The following is a 16,765-nucleotide window of genomic DNA, read 5'->3' on the forward strand; positions in this document are numbered from 1 at the left end:
TAACCGGCCAAACGTTGTCGTGGCGACTTCGGTACGCGCGGTCGACGCGCTGTTTGCGTTTTTGCTGCGCTGCGATGACGCCACATGTCTTTTTTTCTTAAAGAAACCGCAAAGGAGTTCTTTTATTGTGGGTCGCGCAGGGGACAACACATACAAAGGAACGTATTCATGAAGCTTCGTTACATGTCATTCGCGCTGCTCAGCGCGACACTGATGATCGGTACGGCAGCGCATGCCCAGGACAGCTACAGCACGGGCGTGTTCTCGCCGGCGAAAACGACCAAGACGTATCCGTGCAACAACACCCAGTTTCTGCAGGATCAGCAGGCTTTCGAAAACGGCCAGATCACCGCCGATCAACCCGAAGACGTCTGCGGCATGGTCACGGCCGTGCTGCCGGCCAAGAAAACCAAGAGCGGCAACCACGGCTATTTCTATGTGCAGGTTGCTTCCGGCGTCACTATCGAAATCGTTTCCGATCTCGACCAGATGAACGCGCCGAAGTGGCCGTGGGTTGCCGTCGGCGATACGACGTACGTGCAGGGCCGCTATTACTACGACAACGACGACAGCCAGGGCATCGACTGGACCCATCACGGAACCAGCAGCTCGTGGCCGCACGCCGGCTACGTCGTGGTCAACGGCACCGAATATCAATAAGCGTTCACTTCAGCAAAGAAAACGGCGCGTGATGCGCCGTTTTCTTGTATTGGCGTGGCAATCAGTGCGGCAGCGACCGCAGCAGCGTATCCAGTCCGCCCCAGGCGATCTGCACGCCGATGCACAGCAGGATGAATGAGATCAGGCGCTGCACGCCGTTGAACGCATGCTCGGGAATTTTGCGCGCCAACGCGGGCGCGTAGCCGTAGCTCAGAAACACCAGTAGGGCCAGGAGTGTCGAGGCCACGAAAATGGAAACGTGCGCCAACAGAATATCCGACCAGCCATGGCCCGACGCATTCGCGCTCAGCGTCAGTACTACTACGATGGTGCCGGGACCTACGGTCAACGGAAAGGTCAGCGGATAGAAGACCTTGTCGATCGCCGCATGGCTGTCGCTTTCGATCGCCGCGGCGGCAGGCGTGGCATCCGGTGCATTGAGCATCCGCCAACCCATCGCCGCCAGCGTGACGCCGCCACCCACCTGCAGAATCGGCAGCGAGATGCCGAAGAATTTCAGAATCCACGCGCCGAGCAGTTCGATCACGGCAATGAAGATCAGCATGTTGATCGCAATGCGCAGCGCCAGCTGGCGATACACCGTCGGCGGCTCCGGCCCGACGATACCCAGAAAGATCAGCGCCGATCCCACCGGATTGATGATCGGCAGCAGCGCGGCGAAGGCCAGCGGTATGAAATGCAGCGCGTAGTCGAACATGGTCTGGCTTTTCTCAAAAATATGGCTTGGTTTTCGATGGGCCGCTCGGCCGTTTTTCGCCGGCGCTCTGATCGTCGTCCGTCCCAATCGCCGATATGACACGGTGGTCAGGTCGACGTTGGAAACTTGAATGATCCGGGCAACAGCGCCGCAACCGTCGTCCGCTGCACCTCACCGTGCAGATTGGTCAGCAGCACCGGCATGTCGTCGTCGCACAGTTCGGCCATGACCTGTCGGCAGGAGCCGCATGGGCTGACCGGGCCGGGACAGTCGGCGATCACGGCGATCGCGGCAAAATCTCCCGGCCTGCAGCCGGCGGCCATGGCGCTGAACAGCGCGGTGCGCTCGGCGCAGTTGCACAGGCCGTAGGCTGCGTTCTCCACGTTGCACCCGCTGAACTGCCGGCCGTCTTTCGCCAGCAAGGCGGCGCCGACCTGGAAACGGGAATAGGGTGCGTACGCTATCTCGCGCGCGTGGCGAGCGGCGGACAGCAGTGGGTCAAATGCATTCGCTGCAGGCATCGAAATCTCCGGTGACCCCGAATGATCGACGGCGCCGCGCCGCGCTGCTGCGTCGGGCGACCGCTTCCGGCGGGCCAGCTTACTCTGCCCGATGCGCGGCGCAAACCCGGCAAAACCCGAGCTAGCGAGTGCCGCTAAGATAGTCGGACCTTTTGAGGGGGAGCCGTCTCATGCCTATTACCGTTGCCGCCTTGCGTGAAACCGCCGCGGGAGAGCGCCGCGTGGCGATCACGCCGGAGATGGCCAAAAAGCTGCGCGGCAAGGGCGTACGGATTCTGCTTGAGCATGATGCGGGGCGTGCGGCGGGTTTCCCGGATAGCTCGTATGCCGATGTCGAGTTTGCCGACGCCGCCGGCGTGCTGGCTCGGGCGGATTTGCTCGCCTGCGTTCTGCCACCCGACGACTCGGTGCTTTCACGGCTGCGCGAGGGCGCGGTGCTGGTGGGCCAACTGCGGCCGTACGGTGCGCCCGAACGCGTGGCTACGCTGGCGGCGCGCAGGCTCACCGCGTTTTCGCTGGAGCTGTTGCCACGCACCACACGAGCGCAGGCGATGGACGTGCTCAGTTCGCAGGCGGCAGTGGCCGGTTATCGCGCCATGCTCATCGCGGCCGAGTCCTCGCCGAAATTCTTTCCGATGCTGACCACGGCCGCTGGCACTATTCGGCCATCCAAAGTGCTGGTTATCGGCGCGGGTGTGGCGGGGTTGCAGGCCATCGCCACCGCCCGCCGTCTCGGTGCGCAAACCGAAGGCTATGACGTAAGGCCGGAAACGCGCGAGCAGGTCGAATCGCTGGGTGCCAAATTTCTCGAGCTCGCCGTCAGCGCGGCAGGCAGCGGCGGCTACGCGCGCGAGCTGTCCGCCGAGGAGCGCAGGACGCAGCAGGACGCATTGGGCGAGCATTTGAAGACGATCGATGTAATCGTCACCACCGCGGCGGTGCCGGGCCGGCCGGCGCCCAAGATTCTCACCGCAGCGATGGTGGAAGGCATGAAGCCGGGCGCGCTGATCGTCGACCTAGCCGCCGAAAGCGGCGGCAACTGCGAGCTGACTCGACCCGGCGAACGGATCGAACACGGCGGCGTGGTGATCCTCGGTCCGCTCAATCTTTCCGCAGGCGCACCGCTGCACGCGTCGGAAATGTACGCGCGCAATGTGTACAACTTCGTTGAGCTGCTTGTGCAAGACGGCATGCTGCAGCCGGATTTTAACGATGAGCTGGTGGCCAAGAGCTGCCTGAGCCACGCCGGCGAAACGCGTTTCACCGGCTGAGTCCTCGCTGCAAGGAAATCGTCGGCAGTTAGCCGGTGGGCAGGTGCTTACTGGCCGCCCGGTGGGGGAGCGGGTTGTCCCTGGAATCGCACGCGCTGTTCCGGCGGCAGCTGACGAAACTGCTGCATCAGCTTTTCTCGCTGCTCTGGCGGCAGCTCCTGAAAATGTTCGAACGTGGCATGCAGCCGGGCGCGCTCCTCCGGCGGCAGCTGACGAAACTGCTGCAGGTTGGCGCGAGCTTCTTTGCGCTGTTCCGGCGTCATGGCCTGCCAATGCGCAATACGTAAACGTACCTCGTCACGCTTTTCCGGCGGCAAGGTCACCCAGTGTTCGGACTTCTGCAGCATGTTCTGCTGTCGCCGCGGCGGCAGGGTGTCCCATTTGTCGCGCAGCGGCGACAGGACGTCGCGCTGCGCGGGAGTCAGGCTGCTCCATGGCCGCGGCGGCGGTGGCGGCATGTTCTGGTTCGGCGGCGCTGGAAAGTTCTGCGCGTGCAGCGATGCGGCAGTCGGTCCGGCCAGCAATGCGGCCAGCAGCAGCGGCAAAATCCATGAAAAAGATCGACGCATGGCTCAGCGATTCGCCGGCTGGCTGTCCGACGCACTGTTGGCCGCCAGCCAGCCATAGAAGTCGAGGTTCTGGTAGAGGTTCGGATCGGTCTTTTCCGCGTCGGGCGGCAGATCGCTGTCGGCTTCGGCGCTTTGCTCCAGGCTGACGGGCTGACTGGTGGGCACGCTGGGTCCGTGCGACAGCGGTTGCCACACCATCAGCATGGCAAAGGCAATGGCGGCAAACGCGCCGGTGGGAACCAGCCAGCGTGCGGTGTGATGTTGCGGTGTCTTGGCGGCGCTCAGCGCCTCTCGGCGTGCGGCGCGCAGGCGCCCGGCAGTGGTCGGGTCGATCCGCTGGCTGGCTTCGCGGTAGAGAGCGCGTGCGCGACGGGCGATTCGCTCATCGCGCAAATCGGTGTGACCCGCGGTTGGATGATCGGATGTGTTGTTGCCAGGCGCAGTCATCGCCAGTCCTCCAGTTGGTCGCGCAGATGATGCATCGCGCGCGACAGATGTGTTTTGACGCTGCCTTCGGAGCAGCCCATGGCTCGGGCGGTTTCCGCGACATCCAGACCTTCCAGCATGCGCAGCATGAAAGCCTCGCGCTGGCGCTGCGGCAGCTGTTTCACCGCCGCCGCCATGTCGTTGTAGGACTGCGAATCGTGCAGCCGGTCGAGCGGGCCGGGGCCGCGATCGGCCGGCTCCCACACCGGCATCTCGCCGCCTTCGTCATCCTTGCCGCCGCCGAGCCAGCCGACCACGATCGAGCGCACCTTGCGGCGACGCTGCAGATCGACGATGCGTCGGCGCAGAATGCCCCAGAACAGCGGCGGCCACTCGGCGGCGGGCTTTTCGCGGTAATGCTTGACCAGCCGCAGCATGGCGTCCTGCACGGCGTCCATCGCATCCTCGCGATGGCGAAGATTGAGTTCCGCCATACGGAAAGCGCGCCGCTCGACCTGCGCCAAAAACGCATCCAGCGTGGCCGGCGTTTCTTGCGCGCCGTCCAGCAGTAGATCGGTTTCCAGGGTACCGGCCACCGTGCTCATGGCCAAGGCATCCGCATCGTCGGTTGATGCATGCTCAGGCTCCATCGGTTCGACACCCATATTCAACGCAGCACGCTCGCATGGGTTGACTGGCAACCGTATAGTGTGCGGACAACTAAGTCCTGACGGGGTGGGGTCATGATCGACGGTTTCCTGGCGCTGTATATCTTCATGCTTGCCGCATTTACCGGCTATGAAATCATCGCGCGGGTACCGGTCATCCTGCACACGCCGCTGATGTCCGGGTCCAACTTTGTGCACGGTATTGTGCTGGTTGGCGCCATGATCGCGCTAGGCCATGCCGAAACGCCGCTGGAAATGGGCATTGGCTTCATCGGCGTGCTGCTGGGTGCGGGCAATGCGGCCGGTGGCTACGTGGTCACCGAGCGGATGCTGGAAATGTTCAAGTCCAGCAAGCCCGACGCCAAAGCGGCCAGCCGGGAGACCAAGTGATGGCTGGTTGCCGACCTTGATCAAGGCCTGCTATTTCCTTGCGGCGCTGCTTTTCATCCTTGGCCTGAAGCGCATGAGCTCGCCGCGTACGGCCCGCGGCGGCATCGTGTGGGCGGGCTACGGCATGCTGGTGGCGGTGCTGGCCACGTTTTTCCTGCCGGACATGCACAACCGCGGGCTGATTGTCGCAGCGGTGATCGTCGGCGTCGGCGCGGCGTGGTGGAGCGGCAAACGCGTGGCGATGACGGCCATGCCGCAGATGGTGGCGCTGTACAACGGCATGGGCGGTGGCGCCGCGGCATCGATCGGCGCGGTCGAGCTGATCGGCTATGTGCGTCATCGGCTGCTGACGCAGGGCATGCCCGATACGTCGCCGCTTCGACCGGAGGCCTGGGCCATCGATGCGCTGCATCCGGCCATGGCCGTGACGGCGCTTTCGCCGATCGAGCTGGCGCTGGGCGTGCTTGGCTCGCTCATCGGCGCGGTGAGTTTTTCCGGCTCGCTGATCGCCTTTTCCAAGCTGCAGGGCTGGTTGGACCGGCGGTTCGTGTTTCCGGGACAGCGCGCGGTGAATCTGCTGCTGCTCGCGGCGGCGGTCGTGATCGGCATTCTTCTGGCCAGCGGTTATGCCAGCTATCCGCTGATCGCAGCGTTCTTCGTGCTGGCACTGCTGTTCGGCCTGATGATGACGCTGCCGATCGGCGGCGCCGACATGCCGGTGGTGATCTCGCTGTACAACGCGTTTACCGGGCTGGCCGTGGCGTTCGAGGGCTTTGTGCTGGGCAACGAGACGATGATTATCGCCGGCACCGTGGTCGGTGCGGCTGGCACGCTGCTGACCCAGCTGATGGCCAAGGCGATGAACCGTTCGATCGGCAATGTGCTGTTCGGCAGCTTTGGCGCCAGCGGCGCCGAGGCTCAGGCGATCGACGGCGCGCAGAAGCCGGTCGACGCGGCCGATGCTGCGGTGATGATGGCCTACGCCGAGCGCGTGGTGATCGTGCCCGGCTACGGCATGGCCGTGGCGCAGGCGCAACACAAGGTATGGGAGTTCGCCCAGCTGCTCATCAAGCGCGGCGTGAAGGTGAAGTTCGCCATCCATCCCGTCGCCGGCCGTATGCCTGGCCATATGAACGTACTGCTGGCCGAGGCCGGTGTGCCGTACGACCTGATCGCCGACATGGACGAGATCAATCCGGAGTTTCCCGCCACCGACGTGGCGCTGGTGATCGGCGCCAACGACGTGGTCAATCCGCTGGCCAAGACCGATCCGGCCTCGCCGATCTACGGCATGCCGATCCTCGACGTCGGCAACGCCAAGCACGTGATCGTGGTGAAGCGCGGCAAGGGCACCGGTTTTGCCGGCATCGAGAACGCGCTGTTCTATGCCGACAACACCCGTATGCTTTACGGCGATGGGCAGGCAGCGGCCGGCGAACTGGTCAGCGAGCTGAAGTCGATGGACGCCTGACGGCTATTTCGACAGCTTTTTGATCGGCGCGGGGCGGCGACCCAGCCAGGCCGCCAGCAGCACCGCCAGCACGGTCCACATGCCTTCCGATACCGACAAACCGATGCGTGCCAGCTGCCACAGCATGCCGGCACCGGCAGTCTGCAGGGTGTCGATCAGGCCCAGCCCCATGCTGCCGGCGATCCGTGCCGCCGCGATCAGCATGCTGACGTAGATCGATGCCAGCAAGGTGGCCAGCGCAGCCAACAGGGCTGCACCATTGCCCGGTCTGCGCACGCCGTTGCGTATCGCCCAGGCCAGAATGACGGCGATCGGCAGCGCCAGCCAGGGCATCGGCTGGCGTTGGTAAAGCGTGACCACCATCCACAGCGCGCCGGCCGCGAGTCCGAGCATCGCGGCGATGAACACCCCGAAGACCAGCCCGAAAATCGAGCGGGAGCTCATCCGTCGATCCGGTGTGGGCAAAGGGCGGGCGGGTGCTCGTGCAACGGACTGCGTCGGGTCATGCGGTGCGCCATCAGGCATTCGTCCATCGGGCAAAGCGGCCATCATAACGCGGCTGGCCGCTGGCCTTTTATCTCTCCGGATTCTTGAGTTCCGCGATTCCGGCCTGATCTTTCTCAAGCCAGCCCGCTTGGCGGGCGGCATAATAGGCGACTGGATGCGGCGCTCTGCCGCTCCGTCGACGTTTTTTCGCAGACAGCGCATTGGCAGGTGGCATGAGCGGTTTCAGTTTGAGCAGCGAGCCTTTCACCCTGCAGCGCGATTGCAGTGCGGTGATGGTGCCGCAGGGCGATGTGGTGGAGTTGCCGGCCGGTCAGATCGGCTATATCACGCAGGCGCTGGGCGGCAGCTTTACCGTCTACGTGGAGGGCAACCTGTTCCGCATCGCCGGCAAGGAGGCCGACGCGCTGGGCAAGGAACTGCCGCCGCCGATCGAGCTGGCGGCCAACGCCTCCGATGCCGACGTGGAAAAGGTCGCGTGGGATCAGCTGCGCACCGTGTTCGACCCGGAGATTCCGGTCAATGTGGTCGAACTCGGCTTGGTCTACGACCTCAGCCTGGAGCAGACCGAGTCCGGCGCGCGCAAGGTCTACGTCAAGCTCACCCTCACCGCGCCTGGCTGCGGCATGGGCGATATTCTGGTGGACGACGCGCGGACCAAGCTGGAAATGATTCCCACCATCGTCGAAGCCGATGTGGATCTGGTGTTCGATCCGCCATGGACGCATTCGATGATGTCCGATGCGGCCAAACTCGAAACCGGCATGCTCTAGGGTTCCGCGGCGGTGCATCGTGGTTAGACCCAGATCGAGCAATGCTCGATTCGCAAAATATAACGAAAATCTCTTGCGGCTCGCCCTTACATCCGGCGGGCCGTTTGCTTGGCGAAGCGCTGATGGCGCTAAAGTTCCACCATGACGAGTATTCTGTGAGCGAATAGACAATCGTAAGAAATATTCGTATTGCCTGGTCATTTCGCAAGTAATAACGTCTAGATGTCTGGCTGATAGCGGGTTGATCGACAGTCAATTCGTCCCGTGCCGCTGCCGGCCAGTGCTGCGTCGTCAATCGAGCCGCGCCACAAGCGCGAGGGGACGCGACAGAACCTGTCCCGGCATCACCGGACAGTCAACGAGTGCGAGGCCGTGCCGCCAGCACGGCGAACTGGAATGGGGTCCATACGGCCGCATCGGGCGGTTTTGTCCCCACATATCGTGGAGTTCTCACCTAATGCTCAATACTTTTCGTTCCAAGCTGATGGTTGCAACGATCGGCATGGTTGCGGCGTCGACCGCGACGGCGGCCACCACGCAAACCCTGCGTGCGCAAAACCTCGCCGCGCAGCCGATCAGCACGCTGGCTGCCCGCTTGAATCTCGGTCAGGACATGACTCTGGTGGCGCGCAACGCCGTTCCATTGGCCAATGGCGCCCAGGTGGTGCGTCAGCAGCAGCTTTATCGCGGCGTGCCGGTGTATGGCCGCAGCATTGCCGTGGTGCAGGACGCCAGCGGCAACGCGCTGCGCGCCACCGGCGAGCTGATGCAGGGCACGGCAGCCGACCTGATTTCGGTCGTTCCCCAACTGACGCCGGCGGCCGCCATCGGCATTCTCAAAGGCCACGCCCACACGGTACTGGTGGCGGGCACCACCATGCAGAACCCGAAGACCGATCTATTCGTGTATCCGCAGGAGAATGGCCCGACGCGTCTGGTTTACCGCGTGTCGTACTTTGTGGATGACCCGCAAAAGCCGAGTCGCCCCACCGCCATCATCAATGCCAATACCGGCGAGGTGATCCAGAGCTGGGACGGCCTCACCGACGCCAGCGCCAACGGCCCGGGCGGCAACACCAAGACCGGCAAATATACCTACGGCACGGATTTCGCCGCGCTCAACGTAACCCAGTCGGGCACGACCTGCACGCTGAAAAATACCGACGTTGCCACCTACAACCTCAAGAACGCCACCTCGGGTGCTGGCACCCTGGTGAGCTTTGTCTGCCCGACCAGCAACACCGACGCGATCAACGGCGCGTACTCGCCGGCCAACGACGCACACCACTTCGGCAGCGTCGTGCATGACATGTATCAGGGCTATACCGGCGGCAATCCGCTGAGCTTTTCGCTGGTGATGAAGGTGCATTACGGCAAGAACTACGAGAACGCGTTCTGGGATGGCTCGGTGATGAGCTTCGGCGACGGCGCCAGCACCTTCTATCCGCTGGTGTCGCTGGATGTGACCGGTCATGAGATCAGCCACGGTTACACCGAGCAGCATTCGGCACTGGAGTACACGGGACAGTCCGGCGGCATGAACGAGGCCTATTCGGATATAGCCGGTGAGGCGGCGGAGTATTTCGACCGTGGCACCAACGACTTTCTAGTCGGTGCCGACATCATCAAGAACGGCACCGCGCTGCGCTACATGTGCAACCCGCCGCAGGATGGCGGATCGATCGACAACGCGGCCAACTACACCTCCAACCTCGACGTGCACTACTCCAGCGGCGTCTACAACAAGTCGTTCTGCCTGCTGGCCAAGACCTCTGGTTGGGATACCAAGAAAGCTTTCCAGGCCTATGCGCTGGCCAACAAGGTGTATTGGACAGCCACCTCAACCTTCAACTCCGGTGCCTGCGGGGTGGAGTCAGCGGCGACCGATCTGGGTTACAACAAGAACGACGTGATCGCTGCCTTCAACGCCGTCGGCGTGACCTGCCCGGGTACCGGTGGCGGTGGCAGCACCGGTGGCCTGCAGAACGGTGTGGCAGTGACCGGATTGAGCGCAGTCAAGGGCGGCTCGTTGAACTATACGGTGACCGTGCCGGCCGGTTCGGGCACGCTGACCATCGCCACCTCCGGTGGCACCGGTGATGCCGATCTCTACGTCAAGCTCGGCTCCGCGCCGACCACCAGCAGCTACAGCTGCCGCCCGTACAAGACCGGCAACGCGGAAAGCTGCAGCTTCAGCGCGCCGTCCGGCACGTACTACATCATGCTCAACGCGTACGCAGCGTTCTCGGGTGTTTCGCTGAAAGCCAGCTGGTAATCCATGGGCGGATCAGGGCAATCCGCCTGTTATGAATCGACTTCAAGAGGGATAAAAAACGGGCCTGACGGTATGTCGTCAGGCCCGTTTCGTATTTTCGGTGTTGATCGCTCTACCGAAAGATCGACAAAAACAAAATGCCTCAGTCCGCCGCTTCCTCGAAGCGATTGGCGTCGCGATTCTTGCGCACCTTGGCCGGATCCCACACGCGGCCGTTCATGGCGATATATACGCCGTCGGGCAGGGTCTGCACGGCGGCGACAGCGCAGCCGATATTGAACACCGCGTCCGAACCCTGAAAGCGCGCGGGATTCAGCGCACCGGTCAGCACGATAACCTTGCCTTCGATAGCGGCAAGCTCGCGTGCCGTTTCCACCATGGTGTCCGTGCCGTGCGTCACCAGCACGTGCCGGTTTGCTTGGCCCTCGATGGTCGAACGCACCAGGCCTCGATCTTCCGCGCCCATGTGCAGACTGTCCTTGCGCAGAATCGGAATCACCTCGAACTGAAACGCCACGCCGAGCTGTGCGAGGATCTCGCCGATCTGCGGTGCACCGATCTTGTAGTCCGACTTGTCGTCGAAATAGATCTTGTCGATGGTGCCGCCGGTGGTGACGATGGTCAGATGCTGCATGAGGATAGCCAGGGTGAGGATTGCCTATTTTAGCTGCTGCGCTCGCGCCGCGCCTCCCTTCCCTGTTTCGAGACTCTTCGCCCCAACGATCGGTGCCTTCCATGGATTTCATGGAGCACTAACCCAGCAACAGCGCCGTATCGTCCGCATCCTGTGTGCTCAGACGCAGCAGGCCGTGCCCGACAAAACGTCGTAACGCAGCGGCAGGCCTTGCATCGCCGCGGGCGCTCGACCACGTGGCCTGCCGCGCGAGCAAGGCGGCAGCGGCGCAGCGTGCCAGAGTGATCGCCAATCCGCGCGCGCCGGCTTCCAGCGCATCGCGGCTGATGTGCTGAGCATCGATAAAGGCCGCGGCTGCATCGAGCGCAGCGCGATTCGCATGAATCGCCGTCGCATCGGTGCAGCCCTCCTGCCAACCGTCAATGGCGGTGCGCAGCGCGCTCAAACTCTCACCGGCCAGCGCGCGCAGGCTGTCCAGCGACAGCACGTTGGTGGTGCCTTCCCAGATCGAATACACCTGCGCGTCGCGCAACAGCTGCGGCAGACCAGTGTCCTCGATATAGCCCGCGCCGCCGAAGCATTCCAGGGCCTCGGAACATATCCTGACGGCCAGCTTGCCGGTCCACAGCTTGGCCAGTGGCGTGAGCAGGCGCAGCAGCAGCGTTTCGTGCGGCGCGGCGACGTGCCGCTCGACGCAGCCGAGCAGATACGCCACCTCGAACGTCAACGCGAAGGCGGCTTCGAACTCTGCCTGCATGTCGGCCAACGTCTGTGCATGCAGCGGTTGCTCAATCAATGGACGTCCAAACGATTGCCTGCGCATGGCGTAATCGCGCGTCAGGCTGATCGCGCGCGCCATGCTGGCGGTCGCGCAAACCGCGTTCCAGGTGCGTGTGACATTGAGCATCGGTGCAATTTGCCGCACGCCGTTGGCCAGCTCGCCGAGCGGCCAGGCGGGCAATCCCTCCAGATGGATTTCTGCCGTGGGCAGTTCGTGCGTACCGAGCTTGTCCTTGAGCCGATCGATGACGAGCTCGGGTTTGCGTCGGTTGCCGTCGCTGGCCGCGTCGTCTTCCATCGTTTCGACATAGAAAAGCGCCAGCGCGCCCGTGCCGCTGCCGGCACCTTCCGGCCGCGCCAGCGCCAGCGCAGCTTCGCCGACCACCGCCGAGCTGAACCACTTGCGGCCATGCAAGCGCCATTGGCCTTCCACATCCTGTCGCGCGACGGTTTCGGTATTGCCCACATCGGAGCCGCCGGCGTTCTCGGTCATCCACTGTCCGCTGAGCCAGAAGCTCGACGCGTCGCGGCTGAGAAAATGCGGCAATGCGCGATCGATCAGCTCTTTGTTGCCGGAAGCCTTGAGTGCGGTGGCCGCACCGTCGGTCATCGCCAGCGGGCAGGTGTAGAACTCGCTGGCCACGTGATAGAGATAGACGCGAGCGAACTGCTCCAATCGCGCGTATTCATTGTCGGCATGACCTGCGGAAAGTACGCCGTGGCGCGTGGTGAGCTGCGGTCCTTCCAGCCACGCGGTAGTCAGCTCGATCCGGTCGACCCGACGACCCCACGCATCCCACTGCGTGAGCACGGGTTTGCGCCGTGTGCTGCTGCTTGCCCGCTGCCACGCCATCTGCGCGTAATCGCCCAGCGCATCCAGGTCGGCATCCAGCGCCGCCATGCGCGACGTCGGCACGACGCGATCGAGCAACGCGCGCAGCGAGCGATCGGTGCGGTACGGGTGAGCCAGCTGCGGTGCATCCTGCAGGAAGGCCATGGCGCTCTCCATCCACTGTCGAAGTACCAAAGTATAAGCACGCAAGCAGTCGGTCCGCTGTGCTGGCATCATCGGGCGCAGGTTTCCCTTGCAGAGAACGACATGCGATTTTCCGAAGCGATGCAATCTGTTACTCGTCACGGCGACGGCTGGCAGGCGACGATTGGCGAGGACTGGCTGCAGGGGCGCAGCGCATTCGGTGGCATTCAGGCGGCGCTGGCGCTGCGTGCCATGCGCGAGCTGGTGAGTGCGGATATGCCGTTGCGCAGCCTGCAGACGACGTTCGTCGCGCCGGTGCCTGCTGGTCCGGTCGCCATTCACGCGCGAATCTTGCGCGAGGGGCGCAGCGCCACGCAGATCGAAGCCAGCCTCGGCGACGGCGAGCAGACGCTGTGCCGACTGGTCGGCGTGTTCGGCAGCGCGCGGCCTTCGGTGCTCGACTTTCAGCCCGAACAGCCGGCGGTCGAGAGTAACGTACCGCGCGAACTGCGCTATGTGGAAGGCCGGATGCCGGCCTTCATGCAGCACTTTGGCGCGCGTTGGCTGCGCGGCGATCTGCCGTTTACCGGTGGCCACAGTCGGGAAAGCGTACTGCAGGTATCGCTGCGCGATGAAGGCACGCCGGACGAAACCCACGTGCTCGCTTTCGCCGATTTCATTCCACCGATCGCCCTGGGCATGTTCAAGCAGCCTACGCCAGGCAGCTCGCTGACCTGGATGATCGAACTGCTGCGCGATCGCTACGACGACCTCGGCCTGGACGACTGGCGCATCGACGCCCAGCTGATTGCCGCCCGCGATGGCTATACCAACCAGAGCCTGATGCTGTGGGGCCATCGAGGCGAACCCGTCGCGCTGAGTCGGCAGAGCATGGTGGTGTTTGGTTAGTGATCTGCGCCAGCACCCGTGACGATTTCTTCCCGGTGTAGGCTGGCGTCTGAATGCATCCAGACGCTTCGAGCACATCATGTTCCCATCATCGCCTTCTGCCATGGCCCGATTTATCGCAGTCGCCGATCTGAGCCGCTGGCGCATCGCCGGCATCGTCTTCGTGTTTCTGTGGTTTTTCCTGGGCGGTATTGCGCATTTCGCGTTGACGCAAACGGAGATGCGCATCGTGCCGCCGTTTATTTCCTGGCCGCGGGCGGCGGTGCTGGCGAGCGGCGTTTTCGAACTGATCGGTGCGGCGGGGCTGCTCTGGGGCAGAACGCGACGCGCGGCCGGCATCGGTCTTTTCGTTCTGACGCTGGCGGTGACGCCGGCGCACTTTTATATGCTGCAGCATCCGACGCTGTTCGGCGTTCCGTACTGGGCGCTGATCGTGCGCCTGCCGATACAGGTCGCGCTGCTTGCGCTTATCGGGTGGAGTACGGCCAAGCCACGGGCCCGTCGCAGCGTGTAGTTTCATCGATCCGATAGTGTTTAGTCGGCACAATCGTTCTGCATTGTTGTTCTATGGTTCGTTCGGCCTGTTTGATGTCGGGCCGATGATGTGCCGGACCGCGTCCGCAAGGAGCTTGCCGTGATTTCAGATGTTGATGTGGTGCTTCGACTGCTTGCCGCAGCCGTATTGGGATCGATCATCGGGGTGAATCGCGGACGGCTGGAATGGGCGGCCGGGCTGCGCACGCATATGCTGGTCAGCGTGGGTGCTGCCCTGACGGTGATCGTTTCCGCTTACGGATTCAGCCATGCGATCCAACAGGATCACGTGGTGCTGGACCCCTCGCGTATTGCCGCGCAGGTGATCAGCGGCATCGGTTTTCTCGGTGCCGGCACCATTCTGTTTCTGCAGAAAGAGCAGGTCATCAAGGGACTGACCACGGCGGCGAGCCTGTGGGCGGTGGCTGCGGTGGGTCTGGCCGCCGGCACCGGGCTGTATTTTCCGGCCATTTTCGCCACGGCCGTTCTTTGGGTCATTCTTGCCCTGCTGAAACCGATCGAGCGCCGGTTTGTGCGGCCGCGTCGCAAGTACGCCTCGATCCAGGTATCCATCACGCGGGGCCAGGCCTTGGCAGCGGTTGAAGCGGTGGTGGGCGACTTCCGAGCCCCGGTGGATCGCATGCTGCTGCGCCGTGATGCCGATGGCTCGGATATGGTAATTATCCGTTTCGCTGCCGATTTCCCCAGCGACAAACTGGCGGCGATCGCGGATGCGTGCCGCGAGATCGACGGCGCTGTGGCGGTGTCGTTCTCGGCGGCGGGCAGAGTTGCGCCGTAGCGGGCGTGCCAACGCGCTGCCGTCACGCATTCTTGTTCTATCGCCTGACACATTGGCAAGATAAACAGGCATGCACAGTTTGGGTAAACCCATGGAGATATTGATGACCGAGTCGGTGACGCTACCAACCGCCGAAGGGGTGCGGCGCTACCCGCGTACGGAGGGGTATTTTCCCGAATTGCCGTCGACGGAGCTTTCCCCCGATCTGGACAAGCCGTGCACCTGCACGCCGGCGTGCAAGTTCCGCTGCGGCGGCGAGTGCGGCTGTGCGGCGTGTCATATGCAGTTTTCGGTCTGGCGCGAGGAGCGCGGCGTGCAGGCGATTCGTCCGACGGAGCCCGAGCACGAAACCCAGCTGAAACGCTATCGCGGTGAAGTGCGCTGAGCGAAAGCTCGTCGTAAGGTAATCGGTGAGATTTTAGCGACGCCGTTAACCGTCCACGCTGTCTCCATAACCGACGCATTTGAACGAAGAGGACATCGCATGAAAGCACGTTGGATTATTCTGGCTGGCGCCCTGGTTCTGGCCGGCTGCGGCAAGGATCATCAGGGCAGTGAGACTTACGACGCGTCGATCCTGCGCGAGACCCAGTGCGTCGCGGCATCGGAGCGCTTTCAGCTTTACGATGAAGCCAAGAAACACACCGAGCATGCGAAAGACGCCGAAGACGAACGCTTCGACAAAACCAAGCTGCGCAGCGATCTGGGCCAGAGGCTGAAAGAAGCGCGCGTGGCGATGATCGCGCAGGACAAGTCGGACAACGCCACGTTTTTGAAGAACCGCTGCAATACCGAAATGTCGCAAGATCAGTTCAACGACGCCGAATAAGCGGTTTCATCGGCTGCTTGGCCGCCAAAGGATTTCCCGTGAAAGCTCTTCTCTGCAAAGCGTTCGGTCCGATCGAAAATCTGCGGGTCGAGGATATCGAGGCACCGACCGCCGGGCCTGGCCAGGTGTTGGTATCGATTCGGGCGGCGGCGCTTAATTTTCCCGATGCGCTGATCGTGCAGGGCCTGTATCAGGTCAAGCCGGCGCTGCCGTTTTCGCCCGGCGCCGAGTTTGCCGGCGTGGTGAAAACCGTGGGCGAGGGCGTGAGTCATCTGAAGGTCGGTGACCGCGTAATGGCGTTGGTGCCGCACGGTGCGCTGGCCGAAGAGTGCGCGGTCGATGCGCGCGGCGTGATTCCTTTACCCGATGATATGGATTTCGTCACCGGTTCGGCGCTGCTGCTGACCTACTGCACGTCGCTGCACGCGCTGAAAGACGTGGCGAAACTGGCCGCCGGCGAAACGTTGCTGGTGCTCGGTGCGTCCGGCGGGGTGGGTATCGCGGCGATCGAAATCGGCAAGCTGATGGGCGCACGGGTCATCGCCGCCGCCTCGAGCGAGGAAAAGCTGGCGCTGTGCCGCGAGCACGGTGCCGACGAGACGATCGACTATGCGCGTGATGACCTGCGCGAATGCGTCGACGCGCTCACCGAAAAGCGCGGTGTCGACGTGGTGTACGACGCGGTTGGCGGTGCCTACAGCGAAGCGGCACTGCGCGCCACCGGCTGGGGCGGCCGCCTGCTGGTGGTAGGCTTTGCTACGGGCGATATTCCGCGCCTGCCGTTGAATCTGGCGTTGCTGAAGGAGCGCCAGATTCTCGGCGTGTACTGGGGCGACTGGGCCAAACGCCATCCCAAGCTGCAGCAGGAGCATTTGATGCAGTTGCTGGCGTGGTTCCGCGGCGGGAAGATTGCGCCGCCGGTCACCGAGCAGTTGCCGCTGTCGGGCGCTGTCGATGCGCTGCAGCGCATGGCCCGGCGCGAAGTGCGCGGCAAACTGGTCGTGCTCACCGGCAGCTAGGGCCTGCTCACGCTCTCCCCGTACCTCTGCGTTGTCGCA

The 16,765-nt window shown here is 63.3% G+C and carries 20 protein-coding genes; 12 read left to right on the forward strand and 8 right to left on the reverse strand.

Annotated features, from left to right (window positions below; genetic code table 11):
• Window positions 1–168: 168 nt before the first annotated feature.
• Window positions 169–660: a DUF3465 domain-containing protein gene (locus HDE78_RS10655; protein WP_179479172.1), complete on the forward strand. Its 492-nt coding sequence runs from the start codon at window positions 169–171 to the stop codon at window positions 658–660.
• Between the two features lie 61 nt (window positions 661–721).
• Here HDE78_RS10655 and HDE78_RS10660 read toward each other — a convergent pair whose 3' ends face one another.
• Both HDE78_RS10660 and cdd read right to left on the reverse strand, forming a co-directional pair.
• Complete coding sequence (locus tag HDE78_RS10660) at window positions 722–1,378, reverse strand: MarC family protein (RefSeq protein WP_179479174.1); 657 nt, start codon at window positions 1,376–1,378, stop codon at window positions 722–724.
• A 107-nt stretch (window positions 1,379–1,485) separates the two neighbouring features.
• Window positions 1,486–1,899: a cytidine deaminase gene (cdd, locus tag HDE78_RS10665; RefSeq protein WP_179479175.1), complete on the reverse strand. Its 414-nt coding sequence runs from the start codon at window positions 1,897–1,899 to the stop codon at window positions 1,486–1,488.
• Window positions 1,900–2,069: 170 nt separating this feature from the next.
• Between cdd and HDE78_RS10670 the strand changes: the two genes are divergently transcribed.
• A complete protein-coding gene (locus HDE78_RS10670) occupies window positions 2,070–3,170 on the forward strand; it encodes an NAD(P) transhydrogenase subunit alpha (protein ID WP_179479177.1) in 1,101 nt (366 codons plus the stop codon).
• Between the two features lie 47 nt (window positions 3,171–3,217).
• Here the strand turns inward: HDE78_RS10670 and HDE78_RS10675 are convergent, their stop codons facing one another.
• From HDE78_RS10675 to HDE78_RS10685, 3 genes are read right to left on the reverse strand one after another with little or no spacing between them, the layout of a single operon-like run.
• Window positions 3,218–3,739, reverse strand: coding sequence for a DUF3106 domain-containing protein (locus HDE78_RS10675; protein WP_179479179.1), 522 nt, complete (start codon window positions 3,737–3,739; stop codon window positions 3,218–3,220).
• Between the two features lie 3 nt (window positions 3,740–3,742).
• Entirely contained in the window at window positions 3,743–4,186 is a 444-nt protein-coding gene (locus HDE78_RS10680; RefSeq protein WP_179479180.1) for a DUF3619 family protein, read from the reverse strand.
• A complete protein-coding gene (locus HDE78_RS10685; RefSeq protein ID WP_179479182.1) occupies window positions 4,183–4,770 on the reverse strand; it encodes an RNA polymerase sigma factor in 588 nt (195 codons plus the stop codon). Before HDE78_RS10685 ends, HDE78_RS10680 begins: the two co-directional genes overlap by 4 nt.
• A 138-nt stretch (window positions 4,771–4,908) precedes the next feature.
• Between HDE78_RS10685 and HDE78_RS10690 the strand changes: the two genes are divergently transcribed.
• Window positions 4,909–5,223, forward strand: coding sequence for an NAD(P) transhydrogenase subunit alpha (locus tag HDE78_RS10690; RefSeq protein WP_179479184.1), 315 nt, complete (start codon window positions 4,909–4,911; stop codon window positions 5,221–5,223).
• 7 nt (window positions 5,224–5,230) lie between these two features.
• Window positions 5,231–6,694 carry an NAD(P)(+) transhydrogenase (Re/Si-specific) subunit beta gene (locus tag HDE78_RS10695; protein ID WP_255457756.1) on the forward strand — a complete coding sequence of 488 codons (1,464 nt, stop codon included), beginning with the start codon at window positions 5,231–5,233 and terminating at the stop codon, window positions 6,692–6,694.
• Window positions 6,695–6,697: 3 nt separating this feature from the next.
• Here the strand turns inward: HDE78_RS10695 and HDE78_RS10700 are convergent, their stop codons facing one another.
• Window positions 6,698–7,138 carry a hypothetical protein gene (locus HDE78_RS10700; RefSeq protein ID WP_179479188.1) on the reverse strand — a complete coding sequence of 147 codons (441 nt, stop codon included), beginning with the start codon at window positions 7,136–7,138 and terminating at the stop codon, window positions 6,698–6,700.
• Window positions 7,139–7,413: 275 nt separating this feature from the next.
• Between HDE78_RS10700 and sufT the strand changes: the two genes are divergently transcribed.
• Both sufT and HDE78_RS10710 read left to right on the forward strand, forming a co-directional pair.
• Window positions 7,414–7,971: a putative Fe-S cluster assembly protein SufT gene (gene sufT / locus HDE78_RS10705; protein WP_179479190.1), complete on the forward strand. Its 558-nt coding sequence runs from the start codon at window positions 7,414–7,416 to the stop codon at window positions 7,969–7,971.
• 457 nt (window positions 7,972–8,428) lie between these two features.
• Entirely contained in the window at window positions 8,429–10,246 is a 1,818-nt protein-coding gene (locus tag HDE78_RS10710; protein ID WP_179479192.1) for a M4 family metallopeptidase, read from the forward strand.
• Between the two features lie 142 nt (window positions 10,247–10,388).
• Here HDE78_RS10710 and HDE78_RS10715 read toward each other — a convergent pair whose 3' ends face one another.
• Window positions 10,389–10,880, reverse strand: a complete 492-nt coding sequence (locus HDE78_RS10715) for an asparaginase domain-containing protein (protein ID WP_179479193.1) — start codon at window positions 10,878–10,880, stop codon at window positions 10,389–10,391.
• 118 nt (window positions 10,881–10,998) lie between these two features.
• The gene (locus tag HDE78_RS10720; protein ID WP_179479195.1) at window positions 10,999–12,657 is read right to left on the reverse strand and encodes an acyl-CoA dehydrogenase family protein; all 1,659 of its coding nucleotides are present in this window, start codon (window positions 12,655–12,657) and stop codon (window positions 10,999–11,001) included.
• 120 nt (window positions 12,658–12,777) lie between these two features.
• Here HDE78_RS10720 and HDE78_RS10725 point away from each other — a divergent pair, with 120 nt between their 5' ends.
• From HDE78_RS10725 to HDE78_RS10750, 6 genes are all read left to right on the forward strand, one after another.
• Window positions 12,778–13,545 carry a thioesterase family protein gene (locus HDE78_RS10725; protein WP_255457757.1) on the forward strand — a complete coding sequence of 256 codons (768 nt, stop codon included), beginning with the start codon at window positions 12,778–12,780 and terminating at the stop codon, window positions 13,543–13,545.
• Window positions 13,546–13,648: 103 nt separating this feature from the next.
• Window positions 13,649–14,059 carry a hypothetical protein gene (locus HDE78_RS10730; RefSeq protein ID WP_218862279.1) on the forward strand — a complete coding sequence of 137 codons (411 nt, stop codon included), beginning with the start codon at window positions 13,649–13,651 and terminating at the stop codon, window positions 14,057–14,059.
• Window positions 14,060–14,179: 120 nt separating this feature from the next.
• Window positions 14,180–14,878 (forward strand): MgtC/SapB family protein, encoded by a 699-nt coding sequence (locus tag HDE78_RS10735; protein ID WP_179479199.1) that lies wholly within the window; start codon window positions 14,180–14,182, stop codon window positions 14,876–14,878.
• 103 nt (window positions 14,879–14,981) lie between these two features.
• Window positions 14,982–15,263, forward strand: a complete 282-nt coding sequence (locus HDE78_RS10740) for a hypothetical protein (protein ID WP_179479201.1) — start codon at window positions 14,982–14,984, stop codon at window positions 15,261–15,263.
• Between the two features lie 99 nt (window positions 15,264–15,362).
• Window positions 15,363–15,707 (forward strand): hypothetical protein, encoded by a 345-nt coding sequence (locus HDE78_RS10745; RefSeq protein ID WP_179479203.1) that lies wholly within the window; start codon window positions 15,363–15,365, stop codon window positions 15,705–15,707.
• Between the two features lie 38 nt (window positions 15,708–15,745).
• A complete protein-coding gene (locus tag HDE78_RS10750) occupies window positions 15,746–16,726 on the forward strand; it encodes an NADPH:quinone oxidoreductase family protein (RefSeq protein WP_179479205.1) in 981 nt (326 codons plus the stop codon).
• The last annotated feature ends 39 nt before the right edge of the window (window positions 16,727–16,765 follow it).

The sequence above is a fragment of the Rhodanobacter sp. K2T2 genome (assembly GCF_013408815.1).
Classification (GTDB): Bacteria; Pseudomonadota; Gammaproteobacteria; order Xanthomonadales; family Rhodanobacteraceae; genus Rhodanobacter.

What these genes read in the sequence shown, in the direction of transcription:
- HDE78_RS10710 (WP_179479192.1), top strand. Translation starts at nt 8,429, where the DNA reads ATGCTCAATACTTTTCGTTCCAAGCTGATGGTTGCAACGATCGGCATG.
- HDE78_RS10690 (WP_179479184.1), top strand. Translation starts at nt 4,909, where the DNA reads ATGATCGACGGTTTCCTGGCGCTGTATATCTTCATGCTTGCCGCATTT.
- HDE78_RS10745 (WP_179479203.1), top strand. Translation starts at nt 15,363, where the DNA reads ATGAAAGCACGTTGGATTATTCTGGCTGGCGCCCTGGTTCTGGCCGGC.
- HDE78_RS10740 (WP_179479201.1), top strand. Translation starts at nt 14,982, where the DNA reads ATGACCGAGTCGGTGACGCTACCAACCGCCGAAGGGGTGCGGCGCTAC.
- HDE78_RS10715 (WP_179479193.1), bottom strand. Translation starts at nt 10,880, where the DNA reads ATGCAGCATCTGACCATCGTCACCACCGGCGGCACCATCGACAAGATC.
- HDE78_RS10680 (WP_179479180.1), bottom strand. Translation starts at nt 4,186, where the DNA reads ATGACTGCGCCTGGCAACAACACATCCGATCATCCAACCGCGGGTCAC.
- HDE78_RS10720 (WP_179479195.1), bottom strand. Translation starts at nt 12,657, where the DNA reads ATGGCCTTCCTGCAGGATGCACCGCAGCTGGCTCACCCGTACCGCACC.
- HDE78_RS10670 (WP_179479177.1), top strand. Translation starts at nt 2,070, where the DNA reads ATGCCTATTACCGTTGCCGCCTTGCGTGAAACCGCCGCGGGAGAGCGC.
- HDE78_RS10730 (WP_218862279.1), top strand. Translation starts at nt 13,649, where the DNA reads ATGGCCCGATTTATCGCAGTCGCCGATCTGAGCCGCTGGCGCATCGCC.
- HDE78_RS10700 (WP_179479188.1), bottom strand. Translation starts at nt 7,138, where the DNA reads ATGAGCTCCCGCTCGATTTTCGGGCTGGTCTTCGGGGTGTTCATCGCC.
- HDE78_RS10685 (WP_179479182.1), bottom strand. Translation starts at nt 4,770, where the DNA reads ATGAGCACGGTGGCCGGTACCCTGGAAACCGATCTACTGCTGGACGGC.
- HDE78_RS10725 (WP_255457757.1), top strand. Translation starts at nt 12,778, where the DNA reads ATGCAATCTGTTACTCGTCACGGCGACGGCTGGCAGGCGACGATTGGC.
- HDE78_RS10660 (WP_179479174.1), bottom strand. Translation starts at nt 1,378, where the DNA reads ATGTTCGACTACGCGCTGCATTTCATACCGCTGGCCTTCGCCGCGCTG.
- HDE78_RS10675 (WP_179479179.1), bottom strand. Translation starts at nt 3,739, where the DNA reads ATGCGTCGATCTTTTTCATGGATTTTGCCGCTGCTGCTGGCCGCATTG.
- sufT (WP_179479190.1), top strand. Translation starts at nt 7,414, where the DNA reads ATGAGCGGTTTCAGTTTGAGCAGCGAGCCTTTCACCCTGCAGCGCGAT.
- cdd (WP_179479175.1), bottom strand. Translation starts at nt 1,899, where the DNA reads ATGCCTGCAGCGAATGCATTTGACCCACTGCTGTCCGCCGCTCGCCAC.
- HDE78_RS10655 (WP_179479172.1), top strand. Translation starts at nt 169, where the DNA reads ATGAAGCTTCGTTACATGTCATTCGCGCTGCTCAGCGCGACACTGATG.